This window comes from Leucobacter iarius (genome assembly GCF_039530105.1).
GTDB lineage: Bacteria > Actinomycetota > Actinomycetes > Actinomycetales > Microbacteriaceae > Leucobacter > Leucobacter iarius.
In genome coordinates this window covers 303,471-326,071 of sequence record NZ_BAAAOB010000003.1, presented here as the reverse complement: position 1 = coordinate 326,071, position 22,601 = coordinate 303,471, and the positions used below count along the sequence as shown (strand labels likewise).

The 22,601-nt window shown below is 71.2% G+C and carries 19 protein-coding genes and 1 tRNA gene; 7 read left to right on the top strand and 13 right to left on the bottom strand.

All coding sequences use genetic code 11. The features are described from left to right. Positions 1 to 372: 372 nt before the first annotated feature. Positions 373 to 2,070, bottom strand: a complete 1,698-nt coding sequence (locus tag ABD169_RS13130; protein WP_344032892.1) for a ParB-like protein — start codon at positions 2,068 to 2,070, stop codon at positions 373 to 375. A 162-nt stretch (positions 2,071 to 2,232) separates the two neighbouring features. Here ABD169_RS13130 and tgt point away from each other — a divergent pair, with 162 nt between their 5' ends. Further along, positions 2,233 to 3,558 carry a tRNA guanosine(34) transglycosylase Tgt gene (gene tgt, locus ABD169_RS13125; protein WP_344032890.1) on the top strand — a complete coding sequence of 442 codons (1,326 nt, stop codon included), beginning with the start codon at positions 2,233 to 2,235 and terminating at the stop codon, positions 3,556 to 3,558. A gap of 7 nt (positions 3,559 to 3,565) precedes the next feature. Here tgt and ABD169_RS13120 read toward each other — a convergent pair whose 3' ends face one another. From ABD169_RS13120 to ABD169_RS13100, 5 genes are read right to left on the bottom strand one after another with little or no spacing between them, the layout of a single operon-like run. After that, entirely contained in the window at positions 3,566 to 4,321 is a 756-nt protein-coding gene (locus ABD169_RS13120; RefSeq protein ID WP_344032888.1) for a queuosine precursor transporter, read from the bottom strand. Further along, positions 4,314 to 5,315, bottom strand: coding sequence for an NAD(P)/FAD-dependent oxidoreductase (locus tag ABD169_RS13115; RefSeq protein WP_344032886.1), 1,002 nt, complete (start codon positions 5,313 to 5,315; stop codon positions 4,314 to 4,316). The genes ABD169_RS13120 and ABD169_RS13115 overlap by 8 nt, the downstream gene beginning before the upstream one ends. Before the next feature lie 7 nt (positions 5,316 to 5,322). Next, positions 5,323 to 6,849 carry a glutamate--tRNA ligase gene (gene gltX, locus ABD169_RS13110; protein WP_344032884.1) on the bottom strand — a complete coding sequence of 509 codons (1,527 nt, stop codon included), beginning with the start codon at positions 6,847 to 6,849 and terminating at the stop codon, positions 5,323 to 5,325. 11 nt (positions 6,850 to 6,860) lie between these two features. Next, entirely contained in the window at positions 6,861 to 8,183 is a 1,323-nt protein-coding gene (locus tag ABD169_RS13105; protein WP_344032882.1) for an MFS transporter, read from the bottom strand. Next, a complete protein-coding gene (locus tag ABD169_RS13100; protein WP_344032880.1) occupies positions 8,180 to 9,130 on the bottom strand; it encodes a LysR family transcriptional regulator in 951 nt (316 codons plus the stop codon). Before ABD169_RS13100 ends, ABD169_RS13105 begins: the two co-directional genes overlap by 4 nt. A gap of 82 nt (positions 9,131 to 9,212) precedes the next feature. Between ABD169_RS13100 and ABD169_RS13095 the strand changes: the two genes are divergently transcribed. Beyond that, on the top strand, positions 9,213 to 10,265 hold the full coding sequence (locus tag ABD169_RS13095) for an aminotransferase class V-fold PLP-dependent enzyme (protein ID WP_344032878.1): 1,053 nt from the start codon (positions 9,213 to 9,215) through the stop codon (positions 10,263 to 10,265). Between the two features lie 33 nt (positions 10,266 to 10,298). Here ABD169_RS13095 and rlmN read toward each other — a convergent pair whose 3' ends face one another. The 4 genes from rlmN to ABD169_RS13075 form a co-directional block, all read right to left on the bottom strand. Next, positions 10,299 to 11,603 (bottom strand): dual-specificity RNA methyltransferase RlmN, encoded by a 1,305-nt coding sequence (rlmN, locus tag ABD169_RS13090; RefSeq protein WP_344032876.1) that lies wholly within the window; start codon positions 11,601 to 11,603, stop codon positions 10,299 to 10,301. 67 nt (positions 11,604 to 11,670) lie between these two features. Then, on the bottom strand, positions 11,671 to 12,465 hold the full coding sequence (locus ABD169_RS13085) for a fumarylacetoacetate hydrolase family protein (protein ID WP_344032874.1): 795 nt from the start codon (positions 12,463 to 12,465) through the stop codon (positions 11,671 to 11,673). Continuing rightward, entirely contained in the window at positions 12,465 to 13,577 is a 1,113-nt protein-coding gene (locus tag ABD169_RS13080; RefSeq protein ID WP_046454553.1) for a branched-chain amino acid aminotransferase, read from the bottom strand. The genes ABD169_RS13085 and ABD169_RS13080 overlap by 1 nt, the downstream gene beginning before the upstream one ends. 46 nt (positions 13,578 to 13,623) lie before the next feature. Continuing rightward, complete coding sequence (locus ABD169_RS13075; protein WP_344032872.1) at positions 13,624 to 14,694, bottom strand: 3-isopropylmalate dehydrogenase; 1,071 nt, start codon at positions 14,692 to 14,694, stop codon at positions 13,624 to 13,626. Positions 14,695 to 14,849: 155 nt separating this feature from the next. On the opposite strand from ABD169_RS13075, the gene ABD169_RS13070 reads away from it, so the two are divergent. Beyond that, positions 14,850 to 14,931 (top strand) — tRNA-Leu (locus ABD169_RS13070). Between the two features lie 38 nt (positions 14,932 to 14,969). Here ABD169_RS13070 and ABD169_RS13065 read toward each other — a convergent pair. Then, positions 14,970 to 16,463, bottom strand: a complete 1,494-nt coding sequence (locus ABD169_RS13065) for a helix-turn-helix transcriptional regulator (RefSeq protein ID WP_344032870.1) — start codon at positions 16,461 to 16,463, stop codon at positions 14,970 to 14,972. A 236-nt stretch (positions 16,464 to 16,699) separates the two neighbouring features. Between ABD169_RS13065 and ABD169_RS13060 the strand changes: the two genes are divergently transcribed. From ABD169_RS13060 to ABD169_RS13050, 3 genes are all read left to right on the top strand, one after another. After that, positions 16,700 to 17,377, top strand: coding sequence for a GAP family protein (locus ABD169_RS13060; protein ID WP_344032868.1), 678 nt, complete (start codon positions 16,700 to 16,702; stop codon positions 17,375 to 17,377). Between the two features lie 61 nt (positions 17,378 to 17,438). Further along, positions 17,439 to 17,825, top strand: a complete 387-nt coding sequence (locus tag ABD169_RS13055; protein WP_344032866.1) for an SHOCT domain-containing protein — start codon at positions 17,439 to 17,441, stop codon at positions 17,823 to 17,825. A 64-nt stretch (positions 17,826 to 17,889) separates the two neighbouring features. After that, the gene (locus tag ABD169_RS13050; RefSeq protein ID WP_344032864.1) at positions 17,890 to 18,831 is read left to right on the top strand and encodes a DUF1214 domain-containing protein; all 942 of its coding nucleotides are present in this window, start codon (positions 17,890 to 17,892) and stop codon (positions 18,829 to 18,831) included. Positions 18,832 to 18,902: 71 nt separating this feature from the next. On the opposite strand, the gene ABD169_RS13045 is transcribed toward ABD169_RS13050, so the two are convergent. Beyond that, complete coding sequence (locus ABD169_RS13045; protein ID WP_344032862.1) at positions 18,903 to 19,367, bottom strand: 2-thiouracil desulfurase family protein; 465 nt, start codon at positions 19,365 to 19,367, stop codon at positions 18,903 to 18,905. Positions 19,368 to 19,439: 72 nt separating this feature from the next. Further along, on the bottom strand, positions 19,440 to 21,068 hold the full coding sequence (locus tag ABD169_RS13040; RefSeq protein ID WP_344032860.1) for a PucR family transcriptional regulator: 1,629 nt from the start codon (positions 21,066 to 21,068) through the stop codon (positions 19,440 to 19,442). Positions 21,069 to 21,167: 99 nt separating this feature from the next. On the opposite strand from ABD169_RS13040, the gene ABD169_RS13035 reads away from it, so the two are divergent. After that, complete coding sequence (locus ABD169_RS13035; RefSeq protein WP_344032857.1) at positions 21,168 to 22,586, top strand: aminotransferase class III-fold pyridoxal phosphate-dependent enzyme; 1,419 nt, start codon at positions 21,168 to 21,170, stop codon at positions 22,584 to 22,586. Positions 22,587 to 22,601: the final 15 nt, after the last annotated feature.

Sequence of the window (22,601 nt, the reverse complement as noted above, 5' to 3'; positions counted from 1 at the left end):
TTCACCCACACCCAAAGGTGCAGATGGACGGGATAATAAATTGGCATTTGACAATCAAGTGCACACTATTGAGTTCTCAAGGACCAGACGCCCCCCGTACTCGCCAAAGCTTTCCGAAAGACAACCTGTCTTGCTTCGCATGGTTTCCCATGCTCGCTGCGCATGAAAAGAACCGGACCGCTTCTGCGTCCGGCTCCGTCGCGCTGACAAGGGATTACATTACGCGGATGCCGGGGGCCCCGCAACATGGAGCAGGATCCCGGGCGTGTCACATCGCCGCTCCAGACCCGGGCCTCCCGCGCCCGGAACGCCGAGGGCCCCGGAATCTCGCGGATTCCAGGGCCCTCGGCGCGCGCATCGAGCGGCTGCGGGTCACGCCTCCCGACGGGTTCGCACCGAGATCAGCAGCACCAGACCGCCGACGATCGCGATCCCGAGCGCCCCCGCGACCGCCAACCCGGTGCCGTCCGCCGCACCCGTGACGGGAAGCGAACCACCGGGCTTCACCGCTCCGGCGCTCGAGCCGTTCGCCGCCTGCGCATCGGCGCCGCTGTGCGAACCGTTCGCCGAGCCGGACGACTGAGTCGACGCGGACGCGTTCGATCCATCGGCCGAGCCGCCCGCGTTCGAGCCGCCCGCGTTCGCGGAACCCGAGGAGGTCCCATCCGCGGTCCCGCTCGCGTCGGCGCCTGCGGAGGATCCGGAATCGGCGTCGGCGCTCGCCCCGGTGTCCGGCTTCGCCGGCACCGAGACCGCCTCCGACGCAGGCGAGAGCGGGGAGTCCCCCACGAGGTTGTGCGCGATGACGGTGGCGGTGTACTCCCCCGCGGGCACATCGGTGAAGCGGTGGCTGGTCGCGGGTGCCGCCACCTCGGCCACGATCGACGCGGAGGCTGCCGGCGCGGCGACCGAGTCCACGACGGCGGGCTGCACCGGATCCAGCCGGACGGTGTACCCGGTCACCGGGCGATCGCCGGAGGCCGGAACGCTCCAGCTCACGGTCGCCTCGCCCGCCGCAGCGGTCACGGTCGGCGCGGCGGGCGTCACCGGCAGGTTCGCCGCGCGGTACTCGAGCGCGTACGCAATCTTGCCCGGCTTGGCATCGGAGTAGGGCTTCGCCAGCTTGCTCCACTCACCCTTGCCCTCGGCCTTGCCGTCGTTCCACTGCCCCAGCTTGCCCAGCTGCGCCGCGGTGAAGCCGCTGTCGACGACCGCGCCGTCGGCGAGTCCGGTCTGGGCCGTGGTCAGCGCGCGCACCGTCGCCAGGTAGCTGGTGAGGTCGCCCCGATCCCACCCGGAGAGGTCGACGGGCTTCGCGTCGCGCACCCAGGAGCCCCAGTAGAACTCCTGGAACGGCAGCGAACCGGAGGTGTACCCGATGTCCCGCCCGAAGTAGAGCACGCTGCGGTAGTTGTCGTTGCGGAAGTTCGCGAGCCCGACGTTCTTCGGAAGCTGTTCGGGAGTCACCGCATCGCCCTCGGGACCGCGCAGCCACGTCCACTTGTTCTCGATCATCTTCGCCCAGAACTGCTGCTCGTTCAGCGAGCTCAGGTTACCCAGCACCCGGAGGCGCACGTGCAGGTCGAGCCCACCGTCCGGCGTCTCGGCGAAGGAGGTGAGGGTGTGGTGACCGTCGGTGAGGTAGAGCGTGCCGCCCGGGCCCACCACCACGGTCTTCATCGGGGCGATCGTGTCGGCGGTCTCGGCGCCCAGCGCGACCGTGCAGGTGAAGCTCGTCGGATCGTCGAGTCGCGCACCCGGCTTCGCGCTGGCGACATCGCCCTGGCCGTTCGCCTCGCACCAGTCGCCGAACTTCTTGTTGATGGCGTCCTTGCCCATCGTGTAGCGACCGAGCTTGTAGAAGACCTCGTCGTAGCCGAGCGCCGGCTGCGTCGGCCGCACGTCGCCGATGCGCACGTCGACCAGGTCGCCGGCCTGCGCCCCCGTGTAGTCGGCGGCCTGCGCCGGCTGCGCGGGAGCGGTCAGCGTCGCGACCGTCCCCAGTCCGAGCGTTCCGAGCAGCAGCGCGGCCATCAGCGTCCGCGATCGTTGCGGGAGAGTACGGGGCACGGTCTTCCTTCCGGGTCTTCGCGCAGCACAGCGCGCTGCGGCTCCTCCGATCATGGCGAGCGGGCATGACCCCGCGGTGACGTGGAGGTGAACGCGCGGGGTCGATCCGGCTCACGGGAGACGCCGAGGCCCCGCGCGACGGGCTGGTGCTTAGATGGTCGGGTGAACGAACGCCCTGCGCAGACGCCCCCGCCCTCCCCCGCCGACTTCGGCTTCACCGTCGATCATCGGCTCGAGACCGGAGGAGCCTCGGGGTCCGACGGCCGGCCGCTCGGCCGCGCCGGCACCATCAGCACCCCGCACGGCGAGATCCAGACCCCGGCGTTCATCCCGGTCGGCACCAAGGCCACCGTCAAGGCGCTCCTGCCGGCGACCGTGAGCGAGCTCGGCGGGCAGGCCGTGCTCGCCAACGCCTACCACCTGTTCCTCCAGCCGGGCAGCGACCTCGTCGACGAGGCCGGCGGGCTCGGCAGGTTCATGAACTGGGACGGACCGACCTTCACCGACTCCGGCGGGTTCCAGGTGATGTCGCTCGGCGTCGGCTTCCGCAAGGTCATCTCGATGGCCGAGGCCGATCACGCCAGCGCCGAGGTCATCGCCGAGACCAAGGATCGGCTCGCGCACGTCGACGAGGACGGCGTCACCTTCAAATCGTTCATCAACGGCGACACCCACCGGTTCACCCCCGAGGTGAGCATGCGGATCCAGCACCAGCTCGGCGCCGACATCATCTTCGCCTTCGACGAGTGCACGACGCTGCTGAACACGCGCCCCTACCAGGAGGACTCGGTCGCCCGCACCGAGCGCTGGGCGGTGCGCTGCCTCGACGAGCACGCGCGGCAGACCGCCGATCGCACCCACCGGCCCTATCAGGCGCTCTTCGGCGTGGTGCAGGGCGCGCAGTACGAGGATCTGCGCCGCCAGGCCGCCGGCGGGCTGGCCCGTCTGACCGGCGCGGAGGCGACCGGGCAGCGCTTCGACGGCTACGGGATCGGCGGGGCGCTCGAGAAGTCGCAGCTCGGCACCATCGTCAGCTGGGTCTCCGACGAGCTGCCCGAGGACAAGCCCCGCCACCTGCTCGGCATCTCGGAACCCGACGATCTCTTCGCCGGGGTCGCGGCCGGCGCAGACACCTTCGACTGCGTCGCCCCCTCCCGGCAGGCGCGCGGCGGCACCATGTACTCGAGCTCGGGCCGGATCAACGCGAAGGCCGCGGCGCAGCGCCGCCGCTTCGAGCCGCTGGATCCCGAGTGCGACTGCTACACGTGCGAGAACTACACGGCCGCATACCTCCACCACCTCTTCAAGGCGAAGGAGATGCTGGCCTCGACGCTCGCCACGATCCACAACGAGCGCTACATCGTGCGCATGGTGGAGCGGATCCGGCAGAGCATCATCGACGGCGACTTCGCCGAGCTGCGGGACGAGACCCTCGGCCGCCTCTACGGGCCGGAGTTCGCCCGCACCGCCGCCGCGGCCTGGAGCTGAGCGGCGGCTACTCCGCCGGACGTGCCGCCGCGCGATCCTCCGCGCGGCGCACCCAGCGGATGACCCGGGTGGTGACGGGCAGCAGCACGACCTCGGCGAGGCACTTGACCAGATAGCCGAGCACCACGTACATCACGAAGTCGAGCCCGGTGATGATGCCGGCGAAGGCGATCGTGCAGAAGAGCAGGGTGTCGGCGAACTCGCCGACGAGGGTCGAGACGATGAGGCGCGAGCGCAGGAAGCGCCCCTTCGACCGCCGGTGCATGAGGTCCATGACCCAGGCGTTGAGCAGCTGCCCGGCGAGGAAGCCGGTGAGGCTCGCGAGCACGATGCGCGGGACGAAGCCGAGCACCGCCTCGAACGCCGCCTGGTTCTCCCAACCGGAGGCGGGCGGCGACACCTGCGTCGCGAGGATCGTCAGCGAGGCGAGCGCCGCGAGGGCGAACGCCGTGAAGATGGTGCGGCGGGTGGCCTTGAGCCCGTAGACCTCGGCGAGCACGTCGCCGAGCACGTAAGCGAGCGGGAACAGGAACACGCCGCCGTCGAAGACCAGGGGCAGGGCGAAGTCGCCGATCGGGATCGCACCGAAGGCGATGGGTTTCACCGCGACCACGTTCGAGATGAGCAGGATGCCCGCGAAGATCGCCGAGATGGTCGCGTAGCGCGCGCCCACCGCGGCACCGCGTGCGCCCGGCGTCAGGTACCGCGAGGGATCCTCGGATCCCGGTGCCCGCTGCTCCACCCGCTGCTCCGTCTCAGTCATCGATCTTCCCTACGCCCAGTGCGCCTCGAATGAGGTCCATGTTCAGTTTCGCAGCCACCTGCGCGCCGTTCCCGGCGGCGATGATGAGCTGCTGGGGCCCCGGCGGCACGATGTCGCCCGCGGCGTACACCCCGCGGATCGAGGTCTCGCCGCGCTCATCGACCCGGATCAGCCCCCAGTCGTCGCGCTCGATCGCCTGCTCGCCGAGGAACTCGACGGGAGCGTGCCACCGGGGACGGACGAACCCGCCCACCCGCGGGATCACGGTCCCGTCGGTGAGTCGGACCCCTGTCATCTCGGCTTTCTCGCCCACGATGTCGTCGATCGCGCGGCGCTCGACCCGGATCCCGACGGCGGAGAGCTGCGCCTCCTGATCGGGACGCACGGTATCGGCGCCGTTGGTGAACACGATCAGATCGGAGCTGAAGCGGCTGATGAGCAGGGCCCGCGCGAAGACGTCGCTGGTCTCGCCGATGAGGGCGAGCGGCTTGTCGGTCTTCTCGAACCCGTCGCACTCGACGCAGCTGTGCAGCGCCGTGCCGTAGTAGGCGCGGATCAGCGGCAGCGCCGGCAGCTCCTCGGTGAGACCGGCCGCGATCAGCACCCGTCGCGAGAGGAACTCGACGTCGGACGCGCCCCGCACCCCGGTACCGCGCACGCGGAAACCGATCCCGTCGGGGAACCCGGTCGCGCGGGCCTCCTCCGGGGTGAGCGGCTGCACCTCGCGGGTCATGACCTGCGCGAAGCGCGCCGTCGGATACCGCTCGAACTCCTCGCGGCCGAGGCGCCGCAGCTCGAGCGGCGGCGCGCCGTCGCGCGTGAGGAAGCCGTGCGACTCGAGAGTCGCCGAGTGCCGCGGGCGATTGCTGTCGAGGATCGCGATCCTGCGGTTCGCGCGCACGAGCTGCAGGCCCGCCGACAGACCGGCCGGACCGCCGCCGATGATGGCGACGCCGATCGGCGCCTCGCCCTCGGTGCGATCCGACGCGGTCATGACTGGGTCACTCCCCCGATGCGAGGCGGTCGGCGAGACGGCGCAGGCGCGCCAGCGACTCGTCGCGGCCGAGCAGCTCGAACGACTCGAAGAGCGGCGGCGAGATGCGGCGACCCGACGCGGCGACGCGGAGCGCGCCGAACGCGATGCGCGGCTTCAGCCCGAGCTCGTCCACGAGGGCCGTCTGCAGCGCGGTCTGGATCCGCTCGGTCGTCCACTCGGCCTCGGGGATCGCCTCGAGGGCGGCGAGGCCCGCGGAGAGCACCTGCGGCGCATCGTCCTTGAGCGACTTGAGCGCGTCGTCCTCGTACACCAGCGCATCGCTGGTGGTGAAGAGGAAGCCCATGAGGCCGGCGACCTCGGAGAGCACCGTGACACGGCTCTGCACGAGCGGCACCGCCGCGCGCACGATCTCGAGCTGCGCCTCGCTCGGCTCGACCGGCAGCGCCCCGCCCGCGATGAGGTAGGGCAGGATCCGCTGGCCGAAGTCGTCCTCGGAGAGCAGGCGGATGTGGTCGGCGTTGATCGAGTCGGCCTTCTTCTGGTCGAAGCGGGCCGGGTTCGGGTTCACGTTCTCGACGTCGAACGCCGCCACCATCTCGTCACGCGAGAAGACGTCGCGGTCGGGCGCCAGCGACCAGCCGAGCAGCGACAGGTAGTTGAGCAGTCCCTCGGGGATGAAGCCCCGGTCGCGGTGGTGCAGCAGGTTCGACTCGGGATCGCGCTTCGACAGCTTCTTGTTGCCCTCGCCCATGACGTAGGGCAGGTGGCCGAAGCGCGGGATCGCCTTCGCGACACCGATCTCGACGAGCGCGTGGTAGAGCGCGATCTGGCGGGGCGTCGACGAAAGGAGGTCTTCGCCGCGCAGCACGTGGGTGATGCCCATGAGCGCGTCGTCGACCGGGTTGACGAGCGTGTAGAGCGGGGCGCCGTTGGGCCGCACCACGACGAAGTCGATGGTGGAACCCGCCGGGAAGGTGATGTCGCCGCGCACCAGGTCGGTGAACGAGAGATCGACCTCGGGGACGCGGAAGCGGAGCGCGGGCTGACGGCCCTCGGCGCGGAAGGCCGCGCGCTGCTCGTCGCTCAGATCGCGATCGAAGTTGTCGTAGCCGAGCTGCTTGGGGCGGCCGGCGGCCTCGTTGCGCGCGTCGATCTCTTCTGCGGTCGAGAAACTCTCGTAGAGGTGCCCGGCCTCGACCAGCTGCGCGATGACGCCCTGGTAGATCTCGCCGCGCTGCGACTGGCGGTAGGGACCGTCGGCTCCGCCCGCGTCGATGCCCTCGTCCCAGTCGAGCCCGAGCCAGCGCAGGGAATCGATGATCTGGCCGTAGCTCTCCTCGCTGTCGCGAGCGGCGTCGGTGTCCTCGATGCGGAAGACGAAGGTACCGCCGGTGTGGCGGGCGTACGCCCAGTTGAACAGCGCAGTGCGGACCATGCCCACGTGCGGAGTGCCGGTGGGCGACGGGCAGAAGCGGACGCGGACGTCGGCGCCGGTCGCAGTGGAAAACAGGGGTTCACGGGTCTCAGACATCGCCGCCCAGTCTATCGGGTAGCGCCGGTCTGCGGGGCTCGATCGGAGCCGGCCGCGCCCCGCGATCGCAGCGCCAGCGGGACCGCCGCGATGGCGCCGATCGCCAGCATGAGCGCCGAGACCACCGCGAGGAACGGGAAGTCGCCGACCGCGAAGACGAGCCCCGAGAGCGCACCGGCGACGGCGCCCGACGCGCTCATGAAGGTGTCGGATCGGCCCTGCCAGCGCGGCCGATCGGCCCGCGGGGTGAGCTCGGTGAGCAGCGCGGCGCCCGCGACGGTGACGGCGCTCCAGCCGAGGCCGAGCAGCACGAGCGCGATCTGCACGAGCACGTGGGAAGCACCCGCGAAGTAGGCGAGCGCTGCGGAGCCGAGCAGGATCACGAGCCCCGTCGCCACGACCGGGATGCGTCCGATGCGGCTCGCCAGCAGGCCGAACACGGGCGACAGCGCGTACATGCCGGCGATGTGCAGGCTCAGCGTGATCCCGACGATCTCGGGGGTGCCCTCGTGATGCATGAGGTGCAGCGGCGTCATCGCCATGAGCGCGACCATGACCGCCTGCGCGATGGCGATCACCACGATGGTGAGGATCTGGGCGACGCGGTCGCCGCGGGCGGACCCGCCGTCGACGCCGATCGGCCCGGTCGGATCGGCCTGCGGCAGCGCGCGGGCGGTGAGCAGCGGATCGGGGCGCAGTCCGACCGCGTTGACGATCGCCGCGAGCACCTGCGCGACGAACGCGAAGACGAACACTCCGGCGAGCGGCGCGACGCCGAGCGCGGATCCGACCACGGCGCCCGGACCGATGAGGTTCGGTCCGACGACCGCGCCGACGGTGATGGACCACACGACGAGCGACAGATCGCGGGCCCGGTTCTCGGGACGCGCGAGGTCGGCCGCGGCGAATCGCGAGAGCAGCTGCACCGCGCTGGCGACGCCGAGCGCCGCGAGGCCGATGGCGAGCACCCACCAGACCGATATCACCGCGCCGAAGATGGCGACCAGCGCACCGATCATGGCGACGATGCTGCCGGTGACCAGCGCGCGCCGACGCCCGTGGCGCATCGCGATGCGGGCGAGCGGGATCCCCGCTGCCGCGGCACCCGCGTTGAACACCGCGGACGCGAGTCCCGAGATGGCGTCGTTGCCGCTCACCTGCGCGAGCAGCAGCGCGCCGACGGACAGCGCCGCGCCGACGCCGAGTCCGCCGAGCACGGTACCGGCGGCCAGCACCCAGAGGGTGCGCCGCTGGATGCGGGCGACCGCGCCCGGATCGAGGGTCGCGCTCGCGTCCGGTGCCGCGCTCGAGGTCTGCTGCGTCCCGCCGCTCACGCGACGGACTCCAGCCCCCAGCAGGATCCGTCGACCGCGCCGAGCATGCGCTTCGCGAGCCGCACCTGGGGGCTCTCGTTCGCGGTGTCCATCGACACGAGCCCGATGGTGCGGGTACGCGGCGGCACGATCGGCAGCGCGCAGGCGTCCTCGGGCAGGGTGCGCGCCGCCGCGAGTGCCAGGTCGGGCACCATCGCGACCGCACCGCCGGCCGCCGCCATCGCGAGCATGGCCGGGACGTTGTCGGTCTCCTGGATGATGTCGGGCTCGAAGCCGTGCTCCGCCGCCGCGGCGAGCAGGTGTCCGCGGCACTTCTCGCACCCGGCGATCCAGTGCTCGGCCGCGTACTCGCCGAGGTGCGCCTCGTGCTGATCGCCCGCGCGCTCCTGCGAGACGACCAGCTTCACCTCCTCGCTCCAGAACGGCGTGAAGACGCTGCCCGCGGGGCGCTCGGCGGCGCCCGCGTAGTCGAAGATGAGCGCGCAGTCGACCTCGCCGTCGCGCAGCATGGCGACCGCGGCGGGCGGCTCGGCCTCGCGGTACTGCAGCGAGACGTCGGGGGCCTCGGTCGCGAGCCGGCGCATGACGGCGGGCACGATGGTCGCCGATGCCGAGGGGAAACCGACGAGCCGCAGCGTTCCGCCGCGCTCACCGCGCAGGTCGTCGATCGCCGCGAGCGCCGCGTCGATCTCGGCCACCACGGTGCGCCCGTGATCCGCGAGGATCTGCCCCGCGGGGGTCAGCCGGATCCCGCGCCCCTGGCGCTCGATGAGCGGGACCGCGAGGCGGGTCTCGACCCGCTTGATGCGCTGGCTCACCGCGGGCTGGCTGAGCCCGAGGCTCGCCGCCGCGGCCGTGAGCGAGCCCGTCGTGGCGAGGGCGTGCAGGATTCGGAGTTCGGTCGAGTCGATGGAGCCGAGCGGGTCGCCGGTGCGCTGGGTGATCATGCCCACGAGTATAAGCCAGTGGAAACAAAAAGATAAGAAGCATTCTCTTTTCTTATGAAGCGGTGGCTCCTAGCCTGGCGGCATGACCGCAACGACCCCCCGGATCCCGACCGACGCGTTCCCCGAAGTGCGCGGATACCTCTCCGCCTGCACCGGCGGACTGCCGACGCTCGAGACCGCCCGGGCCGTGCACGACACCATCGACGCGTGGTCCGCGGGGCGCCTCGATGCCCGCGCGATCGGCGGCCTCGTCGAGCGCTGCCGCGAGCACTTCGGCCGGATCGCAGGCGTCGACGCCGACCGGGTGGCGGTCGCCGGCCAGGTGTCCCAGCTGGTCTCGGTCGTGGCGACCTCCGTACCCGACGGGGCCGAGGTGCTGTGCGTGTCGGGCGACTTCTCGTCGCTCACGCACCCCTTCGAGCAGCTCGCCGCCCGCGGCGTGCGGGTGCGGTACGCGCCGCTCGACGGGCTCGCCGACGCGATCGGCCCCGAGACCGCGCTCGTCGCGTTCTCGCTCGTGCAGTCCGCCACGGGCGCGATCGCCGACCACGCCGCCATCGTCGCGGCCGCCGAAGCGGTCGGTGCGCGTACGCTCGTCGACCTGACGCAGTCCCTCGGCTGGCTCCCGGTCGGCGCCGCCCCCTTCGACTTCACCGTCTGCCACGCGTACAAGTGGCTCTGCGCGCCGCGAGGCGTCAGCTTCCTCACCGTGCGGGCCGGACTCGACGACGCGCTGACCCCGATCGCCGCCGGTTGGTGCTCCGCCGACGACGTCTGGGCCTCCTGCTACGCCGGGCACACCCCGCTCGCGGCGGGAGCCGGGCGCTTCGACCTCTCCCCCGCCTGGCAGGCGATCGCCGGCGCCGAGGCGGCACTGCGCTTCTTCGCCGAACTGGAGCCCGGCCTCGCGCAGGCGCACGCCGTCGGACTCGCCGATCGCGCCCGCAGCGTGCTCGGCCTGCCCGAGTGCGAGTCCGCGATCGTGACCTGGGCGGACCCCGACGGATCCGATCTCGCCGCGCTCACCGCGGCCGGGATCGTCGCATCGGGTCGCGCCGGCAACGCGCGCGTCGCGTTCCACCTCTGGAACACCGAGGCCGACGTCGAGCTGCTCGCGAGCGCGCTCGGGCGCTGACCGAGCTACGCGGTCGGCGCCTCCGGGTGGACTTCAGCTCGCGGCGTCGGCGAACGCCGCGGCGTCCGCCTTGTCCTGCTCGGTGGCGACCAGCTGGCCGCAGGCCCCGTCGATCTCCTTGCCGCGGGTATCGCGCAGGGTCGTCGGGATCCCGGCCGCGTTCAGCCGGTCGACGAACTCACGGGTGACCTCGCGGGTGGAGGAGGTCCACACCGAGCCCGGGGTCGGGTTCAGCGGGATCGGGTTGACGTGCACCCAGCCGCGGCCGCGCTCGTTGAGCTTCTGCGCCAGCAGCTCGGCGCGCCAGGCGTGGTCGTTCATGTCCTTGATGAGCGCGTACTCGATCGAGACGCGTCGCCCGGTCTTCTCGTAGTAACCGCGCGCGGCGTCGAGCACCTCGTCGACCTTCCACCGGCTGTTGACGGGGATCAGCTCGTCTCGCAGCTGGTCGTCGGGCGCGTGCAGCGACAGCGCGAAGGTCACCGGGATGTCCTCGTCGGCGAGCTTCTTGATGGCGGGCGCGAGGCCCACCGTTGAGACCGTGATACCGCGCGCGCTCATGCCGAGCCCCTCGGGCGACGGCGCGACCATGCGGCGCACCGCGTTCATGACGCGCTTGTAGTTGGCCAGGGGTTCGCCCATGCCCATGAAGACGATGTTGTTGACCCGCTCGGGCTCCGCCCCGTTGCCGGCCTCGCGCTTGCGGCCGAGGCCGCCCTCGGCGATCACGCGGTTCGCCTGCACGATCTGGTCGAGGATCTCTGCGGTCGACATGTTGCGGGTCAGGCCCGCCTGGCCCGTGGCGCAGAACGGGCAGTTCATGCCGCAGCCGCACTGGCTCGACACGCAGAGCGTGATGCGGCCCGGGTAGCGCATGAGCACCGACTCGACGAGCGCGCCGTCGAACAGGCGCCAGAGGAACTTGATGGTGTCGCCGTCGTCGGTGACGAGGCGCTTCACCTCGGTGAGCAGCGGCGGGAAGAACACCGCCGCGATCTCCTCGCGGCGATCCTTCGGCAGGTCGGTCATCTGCTCGGGGTCGGTGGTGCGGTGCTCGAAGTAGTGCTTCGAGACCTGCTTCGCCCGGAACTTCGGCAGCCCCATCTCGACTATCTTGGCCTCGCGCTCGGCGAGGGTCATGTCGGCCAAGTGCGTGTCGGGCTGCTTCACGCGCGGCGAGGCGAACTGCAGCGTCGGGCGGCCGTCGGGCCCGGTCAGCTGCTTCCAGCCCTCGGTGCGCGGGCGCGTCTGCGGGCGCGCCGCATCGCCGTCGGCACGGGGCCGCGTCTTGATCAGGCGGGGCGCGTCGGCGTCGTGGTTCAGCTTGTTGGGATCCATCGCCGTCTATTGTCGCATCCTCCGGGCCCGGTGTTCGCAGACGCGCCACCGAGCCCGGATCGACGGATCAGCGCACGGTGTTGCGCAGCACCCCGATGCCCTGCACCTCGACCTCGACGGTGTCGCCCGGCTCGAGCCGCCCGACACCCGCGGGCGTCCCGGTGAGGATCACGTCGCCCGGCAGCAGGGTGAACGCCTGCGAGGCGTGCGCGATGATCTTCGGGATCGAGTGGATCAGGTCCCTGGTCGAGGCGCTCTGCCGCACTTCGCCGTTGACCCGGGTCTCGACCCGTACGTCGGCGAGGTCGAGGTCGGTCTCGATGACCGGTCCGAGCGGGCAGAACGTGTCGATGCCCTTGGCCCGCGCCCACTGCCCGTCGCTGATCTGCAGGTCGCGCGCGGTCACGTCGTTCGCGCAGGTGAAGCCGTAGGCGTACTTGAGCGCCTCGGACTCGGGGACGTCCTTCGCGATGGCGCCGATCACGATGGCGAGCTCGCCCTCGTGCTCGACGCGGTCCGAGATCGCGGGGCGCACGATCGCGTCGTCGGGGCCGATCACCGAGGTGTTCGGCTTCAGGAAGAGCAGGGGCTCCTCGGGAGCCGAATCGCCGATGCCGGTGACGCCGGCCATCTCGGCCACGTGATCCTGGTAGTTCTTGCCGACGCAGACGATCTTCGAGCGCGGGATCACGGGGGCGAGCAGCTTCACCTCGTCGAGGCGGAAGCGGCGGCCCGTGGTCTCGTAGCCGGCGACCATGGGATCGGCGACGAGCTCGACCAGTTCCTCGCCGCCGCCGTGCTCGGCCTCGTCGAAGACGCCGAAGGTGATGGCGTCGTCGGTGCGGAAGCGCGCGACCCGCATCAGGCGGCCGCCCCGGCGTTCGCGGGAACCACTTCGGTCACCCAGCCGAAGGGATCCGCGACCGTGCCGAACTGGATCCCGGTGAGCTCCTCGCGCAGCGACATGGTGAGCTCGCCCGGAGCGCCCGCGCCGAAGTCGAGCAGGGTGCCCTCCTCGCCGATGAGCGCCTGGATCGGGGTGATCACCGCTGCGGTGCCGCAGGCGAAGGCCTCGGTGATGCTGCCATCGGCGACGCCCTCGCGCCACTCGCGCACGGTCACGTCGCGCTCCTCGACCCTGTGCCCGCGCGCCTCGGCGAGACGGATCAGGCTCGAACGCGTGATGCCGTCGAGGATGTTGCCGTTGGTGCGCGGGGTGATCAGGGTGCCGTCGGCGCGCACGATGAACAGGTTCATGCCGCCGAGCTCGTCGATCGTGTCCTCCGTCGCCGAATCGGTGAAGAGCACCTGGGCGCAGCCGTTCGCGGCCGCGATACGGGTCGGCAGCAGCGAGGATGCGTAGTTGCCGCCGCACTTCGCCGCTCCCGTACCGCCGCGGCCGGCGCGGGCCAGGTCCTTCGACAGCCAGATCGACACGGGCTTCACGCCGCCCGTGAAGTAGGCGCCCGCGGGGCTCGCGATGATGAGGAAGCGCGCCTTCTGCGCGGCGCGCACGCCGAGGAAGCTCTCGTCCGCGATCATGAACGGCCGCAGGTAGAGGCTCTGATCCTCGCCCGAGGGCACCCAGTCGGCGTCGACGTGCAGCAGCTCGTTCACCGCCGCGACGAACAGCTCCTCGGGGAGCTCGGGCAGGGCGAGGCGATCGGCGCTCGTGTTCAGGCGACGCGCGTTGGCGTCGGCGCGGAACGTGACGATCGACCCGTCGGGGCGGCGGTACGCCTTGAGCCCCTCGAAGATCTCCTGCCCGTAGTGCAGCACCGACGAGGCCGGATCCACCTGCAGCGGGCCGTACGGCAGCACCTCGGCATCGTGCCAGCCCGCGTCGACGCTCCACGAGATCGAGACCATGTGATCGGTGAAGTGGTTGCCGAAGCCGGGGTCGGCGAGGATCGCCTCGCGCTCGGCGGTGGGCAGTCGATCGGCTTCGGTGCGGGTGAATGCGAGAGCGGTCATGTGCGTGCTTTCTCCTGGAACGGGTGCTGAGTCGTGTCCGGCGGCGCTATGCGCGGGCCGGGAGCTGCGCGATCACCGCGTCGCCGACGGCGGTGGTCGAGCGCGGTGCGTCGCCGCGATCGGTGGCGCCTGCCAGATCGGATCGCACCGCCGCGCGGATGCGATCGCCGTCTGCGGCGAGACCGAGGTGGTCGAGCATGAGGGCTGCGGAGAGGATCGCCGCGGTCGGGTCCGCCAGCTGCTTCCCCGCGATGTCGGGAGCAGATCCGTGAACGGGCTCGAACATGCTCGGGAACGTGCCGTCGGGATTGATGTTGCCGCTGGCTGCGAGCCCGATGCCGCCGCCGATGGCGCCGGCCAGGTCCGTGAGGATGTCACCGAACAGGTTATCAGTCACGATCACGTCGAAGCGCGACGGGTTCTGCACCATGTGGATCGTCGCGGCGTCGACGTGCATGTAGTCGACCGCGATTCCCGGGTGCTCGGCGGCGACGGCCTCGACGATGCGCTGCCAGGTCGCGCCGGCGTGCACGAGCACGTTGGTCTTGTGCACCCAGGTGAGGGTCTTGCGCGGGCGGCTCTCGGCCACCTGGAACGCGTAGCGGACGACGCGCTCGATGCCGTAGGCGGTGTTGACGGAGACCTCGGTCGCGACCTCGGCGGGCGTGCCGGGACGCAGGCGTCCGCCGTTGCCCGCGTAGGGGCCCTCGGTGCCCTCGCGCACCACGACGAAGTCGACCTCGCCCGGGTTCGCGAGCGTCGAGACCACGCCCGGCACGAGCGCGCAGGGGCGCACGTTGGCGTAGTGATCGAAATCGAAGCGCAGCTTCAGCAGCAGCCCGCGCTCGATGTTCGCGGTCTTCAGACGCGGGTCGCCGGGGACGCCGCCCACGGCACCGAACAGGATCGCCTCGTGCTCGGCGATGGCCGCCTGCTCGGCCTCGGGGAGCGTATCGCCCGTCTCGAGGAAGCGCTCGGCGCCCAGCTTGAACTCGGTGCGCTCGAGCACGACGTCGCCGCCGTCGAGCACGGCGTCGAGCACGCGGTTCGCCTGCTCGATCACCTCCGGGCCGATGCCGTCGCCGGGAATCACTGCCAGCTTGATGGTGCGGGTCACTCGGGCTCCTTCGTCTCCCTCGTCGGCGCGCGCCGAAATGCGCGGCTGCAAGTGGCATCCAGCCTACTCCCGGCGGACCCCCGCTCGCGCCGCGCGGGCGCCCCGATCCTCTCGGGCCGCGCTAGGCTGGGGCGGTGCCGTCCCGCGCGGCACGCGCGCGAGTGGCGGAATTGGCAGACGCGCTGGATTTAGGTTCCAGTGTCCTCGGACGTGGGGGTTCAAGTCCCCCCTCGCGCACCGGCGCTTTCCCCGGTTCCGACCCCGGAGCCCATCTCCTACCCCGGATCGACGGCGTGGACGGCCGCGCGGCGCGAGGTCACTCCGAGCTTGCGGTAGATCGCCCGGATGTGCGATTTCACGGTCGGGTACGCGACCCCGAGGCGCGCCGCGATCTCGTCGGCGGTCATCGTGGTGCGCAGGCATGCGAGGACTTCCTTCTCGCGGTCGGTGAGTATCCCGCCGACCGCGGTTCCGTGGAGGCCGCGCTTCTCGAGGATCTCGTGCAGGAACTCCTGGTGGTTCGAGCCCCAGTGCGCGTGCGCGGTCAGCAGGTCCGAAATGACGGGATCGTCGGACAGGAACGGCGCGAGGACGCGTTCCACGGCCGCGTTCTCCAGTGCGTGGTCGAGCTGCTCGTGCGCGAGGTCGCCGCGCCCCGCCGCCGAGTGCAGCGCGGCCGAGGTGACGAGCGTGCTGACGCGCGCGTATCGGGGCAGGCCCGCCGCAGCCGCGAGGCGGAAGGCCTGGCCGGACAGAACGGGTTCGCCGATCGCACGGTAGAGCTCGCTGAGGAGCGCGTGCGCCACCGCCGCACCGGTGCGGGTGAGCGCCGGGGCGGAGAGCGCCAGCGCGCGTGCGTCCTGCCCCTGCGCGTGGGCCAACCAGGCGGACACCACCCGGCGCAGCGTGTCCCAGGGGATGCCGTGCTTGTCGGCCCTGCTGATGCCCTGGAGCAGGGACGCAGCGGCGTAGTACCGCTCCTCCCGCCGGAGCGCGACGAGACTCATCACGTAGTACAGGCGAGCGAGCGCCTCGAAGTTGTTGCCCGGGCTCTCCTCGACGATCGCGGACTCGAGCAGGGTGGCCGCCCGTTCGAAGTCGCCTCGCCAGTAGGCGATGCAACCGAGATTGGCCGCGGGAAGCCCGCCTTCGAAGCGGTCCCAGTCGGACGGCCCCGATGCCTCCGGAAGCGATTCGAGCAGGCGTTCGGCCTCGCCGAAGAGCCCGGCCTGGGTGAGCGCGAAGGCGAGGTTCGACAGCGCGAGCCGGTGGGTCTCCGGCCGGTCCCGCAGCTGGGCCTCGGCGACCGCGGAACGCAGCAGCGCGATCGCCCGCGGGAAGTCTCTGCGGAGCCTGACCTCGGTCCAGCCGAGGAGGAACAGCGCCGAGGAGTAGTCGTCGTCCGGCCCGCACTGCGTGAGCGCGAGATGGGCACGATCGGCGGCCGCCGCCTTCGCGGCGGTATCCGGCGCGAGCAGGAGATCGGTGAAGCAGGCGACGAAGTCGTCTTCGGCGACGCGCAGCCCCTGGCCGCGAAGGTACTCGGCACCGTAGGAGTCGCCGGAGAGATCGCGGCAGCACGCGCGAATGAGCAGCAGTTGCGGGTCGTGCGGATCGGGATCGCTCATGCAGAGCCGTTCGAGTTCGCCCGTATGGGATTCGATGATCAGCCTCAGCCAGTTCCGACGCAGCAGCATGCGCGCGTGCTCGGGTGCGGCTGAGGCCGCCTCCCGACGAATGGCGTCGATCATGCCCCCGCGGTCGATCATTCCCCCACGATAGCCGCGACCGGCCCGCGGCTGATGAGATCCGCCGACCGTCTCATCCTCGGAGGATGAGACGCCGGTTCTCGGGGTCTCCGGCGAGAAATGCTGACCACGATGAATCGATTGCTTCCCGGGCCGGGCCGCCGGAGTCCGAGCCACGAGCCCCTCCGTTGCGGCTGCCGCCTCCGCCTCCATTCCGATCAGCGCCGACGCCGGCTCCGCGCGGAACGGAGCGGATGATGCTCGGCCAGGTCATCGGGGAGCTCCTCCCCCTGACCCTCGCCATCGCGATCAGCCCGCTCACCATCGTGGCGGTCATCCTCATGCTGCTCTCGCCGAACGCCCGCAGCACCGGGCCCGGCTTCCTGATCGGGTGGAGCCTCGGAATCGCCGCGGCGGCAGCCGCCTTCGTCCTCATCGCCGGAGCGCTGCCTCCCCGAGCGAGCTCCGACGGACCCGACCTCGTCCGAGCGATCGTGCAGTTCGTCATCGCCGCCCTGCTGCTCCTGCTCGCGGTGAAGCAGTGGCGGAGCCGACCTGCGCCCGGCGAGGATCCAGTCCTCCCGAAATGGATGTCGGCGCTCGACTCCCTCACCTTCGGTCGTGCGTTCGGCCTCGGGCTGCTGCTCTCCGTGCCTCGCCCGAAGAACCTCCTCATGGCGGCGAGCGCCGGCCTGGTCATCAGCGGAGCCGGGCTCCCTGCGGCCTCCTCGGTCATCGCCACCGGCGTGTTCGTCCTGTGCGCCGTCTCCACGGTGCTCGTGCCCGTGGTGGCCTACCTTGTCGCGGCCGGCCGCCTGCGCCGGCCGCTCGAGGCCTTCCACGAGTGGCTCGCGCGTGAGAACGCCGTGATCACCTCGGTGCTGCTGCTCGTCATCGCCGTGCTCATGCTCGGCAAGGGCCTCGGCTCCCTCTGACCCCTCCCGCAGGACCCGCGCAGTGCGGGCCCGAACCGACTCCGAGAAACGGAAACACGATATGAACTTCTGGGTAGATTTCTGGACGATCCTGGGCTGGATGCTCTGGGCGGTCGTCTTCATCGGCTATCTCTTCGCACTGTTCGCGATCGTCGGCGACCTGTTCCGGGATCGCAAGTTGAGCGGCTGGTGGAAGGCGGTCTGGATCGTCTTCCTGATCTTCCTGCCCTTCCTCACCGCGCTGGTGTACATCATCGCCCGCGGCGAGGGAATGGCCGAGCGCAGCGATCGTGCCGCCCGCGATGCCGAGACGGCAGCGCAGTCCATCATCCGCGAGGTCGCGGGTACGAGCCCGAGCGAAGAGATCGCGGCCGCGTCCGCGCTCCTCGAATCCGGGGCCATCACCCGGGACGAGTTCGACCGGCTCAAGGCGAAGGCACTCGCATGACGCGCCCCGCCACCGGGATCCGCCCGCCGCGATCGCCCCTCGACTCTCCGAAGAAGGATCCGAAATGACTCCCATCGCCGTCAACGTCCAGAACTTCAACCGGGCAGAGACCGACCTCATGTTCTCCCGCCTCGCCCTGCCGCACGGCGTCGGCCAGTGGAACCACACCCTCGAGGTGACTCCGCTCGACGACCAGCCCGTGATCCGGCAGAACCGCGACACGCTGTACAGCATGACCGTCCTCGACGTCCGCGAGGAGGTCACGCTCACGCTCCCCGACACCGGGGACCGCTACATCTCGGCGTTCGTGATCAGCCAGGATCACTACGGCCAGGCGATCCTCAGCGAGCCGGGAGATCACGTCCTCACCCGTGAGCTCGTCGGCACGGACTACGCTGGCGTGATCGTGCGCATCCTCGTCGATCCGACGGATGCCGACGATGTGGCCGAGGTGAACGGGTTGCAGGAAGCGCTCCGTCTCACCGGCGGAGGCTCGGGAACCTACCCGATGCCCGACTACGACGAGGCCTCCCATACCGGGACCCGCGGCGCGATCCTCGAGCTCGCCCGCGGCGTGAGCAAGTACGACAGCGCCTTCGGGACCCGGGACGAGGTCGACCCGATCCTGCACCTGCTCGGCACCGCGTCCGGTTGGGGCGGACTCCCGGAGTACGAGGCGACCTACATCAGCGTGGACGAGAACCTTCCGGTCGACGAGTACCGGCTCCGGCTCACGGACATCCCGGTGGACGCGTTCTGGTCGGTGTCGCTGTACAACGCGGCCGGCTACTTCGAGGAGAACGCGCTCGGCGTGAACAGCATCAACAACCTCACGGCGGCACCTGACTCGGACGGCGGGGTCACGATCCGCTTCGGCGTCCAGCTGGACGGGGTCGCGAACGCGCTGCCGATCATGCCCGGCTGGAACTACGTGCTTCGGCTGTACCGTCCGCGTCCGTCCGTGCTCGACGGTTCCTGGGTCGCCCCGCGTCCCGAGGTGATCTGATCTCCGGGGCGAGGTGCGAGCCTCGCCCCGTCCCCGATCCCGGCGCTCCTCCGCACCACCGATCGGGAGGGCTATGCCTGGCGGCGACCGCGAACCGGCTCGATCGAGAGCCCCCGGCGCTTGAGCACCGCGGTCAGCACGCCGTCCCCGTCCACGAGCGCCCCCGAGTGGGTGCCGTCATAGATGGTCCCGCAGCCGCACGACGGACTGCGCCCCTGCAGCAGCGCCCGCTCGATTCCGTGGCGCTCGACGATCTCCGCGACCGCCTCGGCGCCCGCGACGAACGGCGCCGTCAGATCCTCGCCGTCGATGCTCATCACGCGGGCCGTACCGCGCAGCACGTCCTCCCCGTCACCGCCGACGATCTCCGCGGCGGGACGGGGCGTGGGCAGATCCCCCAGCTGCTCGGCGCACGCGGGGATCGCACGACCCTCGCGGACCGCCTCGATCACCGCGTCGTCGGGGCGCGCACGGGCGTCGTAGCGGCAGGGAATGCCCGCCAGGCAGGAACTCACGAGGATCGGCGCATCGCTCATCCCCTCATGCTAGTCGGGCGATCCGAGACGTCCCTCAGCCCTTCCCGCTCATCGACATCCTGTCGCCCGGCTCTACGGGCCGGAGGACTCCCCCGCCGGCTGACGGGCGTCGCGCGCGGACCCGCGCAGCACCGGCCAGAGCGTCGAGATCACCTCCGGATCGCTCAGCGGACGCCCGAGCACCTCGGCGATGATCCTGGCGCGGTACCGCACCGTGTTGGGGTGCACGCCGAGCTCGGCAGCCGCCAGAGCGTGCGATGAGCCCGCGCCCAGCACGGCGAACGCGGTCCGCACCAGGTCCGCCTGCGAGTGCTCGTGCAGACGGGCGACCCATTCTCCGGCGCTCACGTCGTCGAAGGATGCGGTCTCCGGTTCCTCCGCGCTCGCTGCACCCCGGTGAGGATCGACGCGCGGCCCACCCGACGCACCACCCTCGCGTGCGGTTCCCAGCAGTTCCAAGGATTCCGGATACCTCAGCAGCTGGTGCGCGTACCGCGAGAAGTCGGCGAGCGGGATCGGCGGGGACAGGCGTGCTCCGAACGGGGCCTCGTCCGTCCGCGCGATCGCGGCCCGCACCTCGGCGGCGCTCGCCCGGTCGAGCAGCAGCATGCGATGCGCACCCACGTCGAGGAACAGGAGCTCCCGGTCGCCGTCCCCGCTCGATTCCTCGCCGAACAGCGCGCGCAGCACGCCCGCGCTGCTCCGCGGACGTGCGATCCCCGCGGCGTCGTCCGCCACGCACGAACGCAGGAGCACCTCGACCGGGTCGGGAATCCGCGGGGTGCGCAGCGTGCGCGCGGTCTGTTCCGCCGCATCCGTCCGGCCGTCGCGCAGAAGCTGCACCACGAGCGCCCGGTGCAGGTCGTCCTGCGTCCGCACTTCCGACGCCCGCGCCTCGGCCGCCGAGATGAGGCTCGCGGCGGCCAGCAGCGCGGCCCTGGCTTGCACCGGCGTGCTCGACCGCGGAGCAGCGATCAGGTGCCCGACGACAGAGCGGGAGCGGGTGACGGGGAACTGCAGAGCCGTCGTCCCGCCGACCGCGTAGCTCGCCGTGCTGAGCGGCCCGAGGGACGCTCCTCGCAGCGCCTCGGTCCGCAGCTCGGCGAGAAGCGCATCCGCTCCCGGGCCGGACAGCCCGGGAGAGACCGCGGGTGCGGCGCCGACCGCCGCAGGCAGGTACACGGCCCATCCCCCGAGCTCCGCGGCGACGAGCCCGACGAGCCTGCGCACCGGATCCGGCGAGGTCACCGCAGCGCTCAGCCGCGTCTGGAAACTCAGGAGCCGCTGCACCCGATGGCGTTCCTCGTCGATCCGGGCGGTCCAGAACGCGCGGGTGAGGCTCTGGAATCGGGTGCGCGCGGGGATCACCGCGAACGGCACGCCGTGTCGAGCGCAGGCGTCGACGAGTTCGCGCGGGGCCCGGTCGAAGTGGACGTCGAGTCCGAGGGCGAGTGCGCCGATCCCGCTCGACCGCAGGCTCGCGACGTACGCGTCGGCGATCGCGTCCGCTTCGTCGGGGCCCGCATCGGCGAGGAACCCGGCGGTCGTGATCAGCAGCTCGCCGCCGTCCAGGTACTGGCCAGGCCGGACGAGCTCGGAGAGGTGCACTCCGGTGAGGGGCGTATCGGGCAGCGCGTCGCCCGAGGCTGGCAGGATCCCCTGCGCGGTGATCTCGGCGATCCTGCGGAGGCTCGTGGTCATGAGGGTCCGATCCGTCGATAGTGCGAACGCACAAATCGTGGCAGAGCACGTTCAGACGCACAAGGTGCGGCGACGGTTCCGCTTCCTAGCCTGGCTGCCATGACCCGCACCGATTCCCAGCCGACCCGATCCGATTCCGACCGGGCTGCCCGGCTCGCTCCCCCGCCGCCCCTCGGCCTCGACCTTCCGCAGAGCCGCTCGCTGACCACCGAGATTCCCGGGCCCCGCTCGCGCGCGCTCCATGATCTGCGCCGGGAGCACGTCGCCGACGGCCTCGGCGTCGCGCTGCCCGTCTTCGTCGAGCGCGCCGACGGCGCGATCATCCAGGACGTCGACGGCAACCGCATCATCGACCTCGCCTCGGGGATCGGGCCGACCGCGCTCGGGGCCTCGAACACCCGCGTGCGCGAACGGATGGCGGCGCAGCTCGACCGCTTCACGCACGCCTGTTTCGTGGCGACCGAGTACCGCAGCTTCGTCGAGGTCTGCGCGTGGCTCAACGCGCGGACCCCCGGCGAGTTCGAGAAGCGGACGGCCCTCTACAGCACCGGCGCCGAGGCCAACGAGAACGCGGTCAAGATCGCCCGCTACGCGACCGGCCGGCGCAACGTGCTCGCCTTCGACGGCTCCTTCCACGGACGCACCTCGCTGACCATGGCGATGAGTTCGAAGGTCGAGCCCTACAAGCGCGGCTTCGGGCCGTTCTCCGACGAGGTCATCCACGCGCCGATCCCCGATCCGCTGCGCGACGGGGCGGACGGCCTCGCGTCCGGCCTCGCCGCGGTGCGCGACGCGCTCGCGACCCGCGGCCCGGAGACCTTCGCGGCGATCATCATCGAGCCGATCCAGGGCGAGGCCGGGTGCCGGATCCCGATCCCCGGTTTCCTCGCCGGACTGCGCGAGATCGCCGACGAGCACGGGATCCTCCTCATCGCCGACGAGGTGCAGACCGGCATGGGACGGACGGGCCGGATCTTCGCGATCGAGCACGACGGCGTCGCGCCCGACTTCGTGGTCTCCGCCAAGGCGCTCGCCAACGGTATGCCGCTCGCCGCGGTCACGGGGCGCGCGGAGGTCATGAACGCGGTGCACCGGGGCGGACTCGGCGGCACCTACGCCGGAAACCCCCTCGCCTGCGAAGCCGCGCTCGCGGTCTTCGAGCAGCTGGAGGACGGGGCGCTGCTCGACCGCGCGGATCGCATCGGAGCCCTCGCCGTCGAGACGCTCCGGCCGCTGCTCCTGGACCCGTCGGTCCCGGGAGCGCCCGGAATCATCGACCTGCGCGCCCGCGGCGCGATGATCGGCATCGAATTCGGGGATCCGATCACGCTGGCTCCACGCCCCGATCTCGCCGCCGCGGTGTCGAAGTTCTGCCACGCGAACGGTGTGCTGACGCTGACGAACGGCGTCGACGAGAACGTGATCCGTCTGCTGCCGCCCATCGTCATCGAGGAGGCGCTGCTGCTCGATGCGCTGGGCGTGGTCCGCGCGGGCCTCGAACACGCGCTCGGCGCCTGACCGATCCCGACCGAA

What these genes read in the sequence shown, in the direction of transcription:
- ABD169_RS13040 (WP_344032860.1), bottom strand. Translation starts at nt 21,068, where the DNA reads ATGACCACGAGCCTCCGCAGGATCGCCGAGATCACCGCGCAGGGGATC.
- ABD169_RS13065 (WP_344032870.1), bottom strand. Translation starts at nt 16,463, where the DNA reads ATGATCGACCGCGGGGGCATGATCGACGCCATTCGTCGGGAGGCGGCC.
- ABD169_RS13120 (WP_344032888.1), bottom strand. Translation starts at nt 4,321, where the DNA reads ATGACTGAGACGGAGCAGCGGGTGGAGCAGCGGGCACCGGGATCCGAG.
- ABD169_RS13060 (WP_344032868.1), top strand. Translation starts at nt 16,700, where the DNA reads ATGCTCGGCCAGGTCATCGGGGAGCTCCTCCCCCTGACCCTCGCCATC.
- gltX (WP_344032884.1), bottom strand. Translation starts at nt 6,849, where the DNA reads ATGTCTGAGACCCGTGAACCCCTGTTTTCCACTGCGACCGGCGCCGAC.
- ABD169_RS13080 (WP_046454553.1), bottom strand. Translation starts at nt 13,577, where the DNA reads ATGACCGCTCTCGCATTCACCCGCACCGAAGCCGATCGACTGCCCACC.
- rlmN (WP_344032876.1), bottom strand. Translation starts at nt 11,603, where the DNA reads ATGGATCCCAACAAGCTGAACCACGACGCCGACGCGCCCCGCCTGATC.
- ABD169_RS13085 (WP_344032874.1), bottom strand. Translation starts at nt 12,465, where the DNA reads ATGCGGGTCGCGCGCTTCCGCACCGACGACGCCATCACCTTCGGCGTC.
- ABD169_RS13050 (WP_344032864.1), top strand. Translation starts at nt 17,890, where the DNA reads ATGACTCCCATCGCCGTCAACGTCCAGAACTTCAACCGGGCAGAGACC.
- ABD169_RS13115 (WP_344032886.1), bottom strand. Translation starts at nt 5,315, where the DNA reads ATGACCGCGTCGGATCGCACCGAGGGCGAGGCGCCGATCGGCGTCGCC.
- ABD169_RS13055 (WP_344032866.1), top strand. Translation starts at nt 17,439, where the DNA reads ATGAACTTCTGGGTAGATTTCTGGACGATCCTGGGCTGGATGCTCTGG.
- ABD169_RS13095 (WP_344032878.1), top strand. Translation starts at nt 9,213, where the DNA reads ATGACCGCAACGACCCCCCGGATCCCGACCGACGCGTTCCCCGAAGTG.
- ABD169_RS13035 (WP_344032857.1), top strand. Translation starts at nt 21,168, where the DNA reads ATGACCCGCACCGATTCCCAGCCGACCCGATCCGATTCCGACCGGGCT.
- ABD169_RS13045 (WP_344032862.1), bottom strand. Translation starts at nt 19,367, where the DNA reads ATGAGCGATGCGCCGATCCTCGTGAGTTCCTGCCTGGCGGGCATTCCC.
- ABD169_RS13100 (WP_344032880.1), bottom strand. Translation starts at nt 9,130, where the DNA reads ATGATCACCCAGCGCACCGGCGACCCGCTCGGCTCCATCGACTCGACC.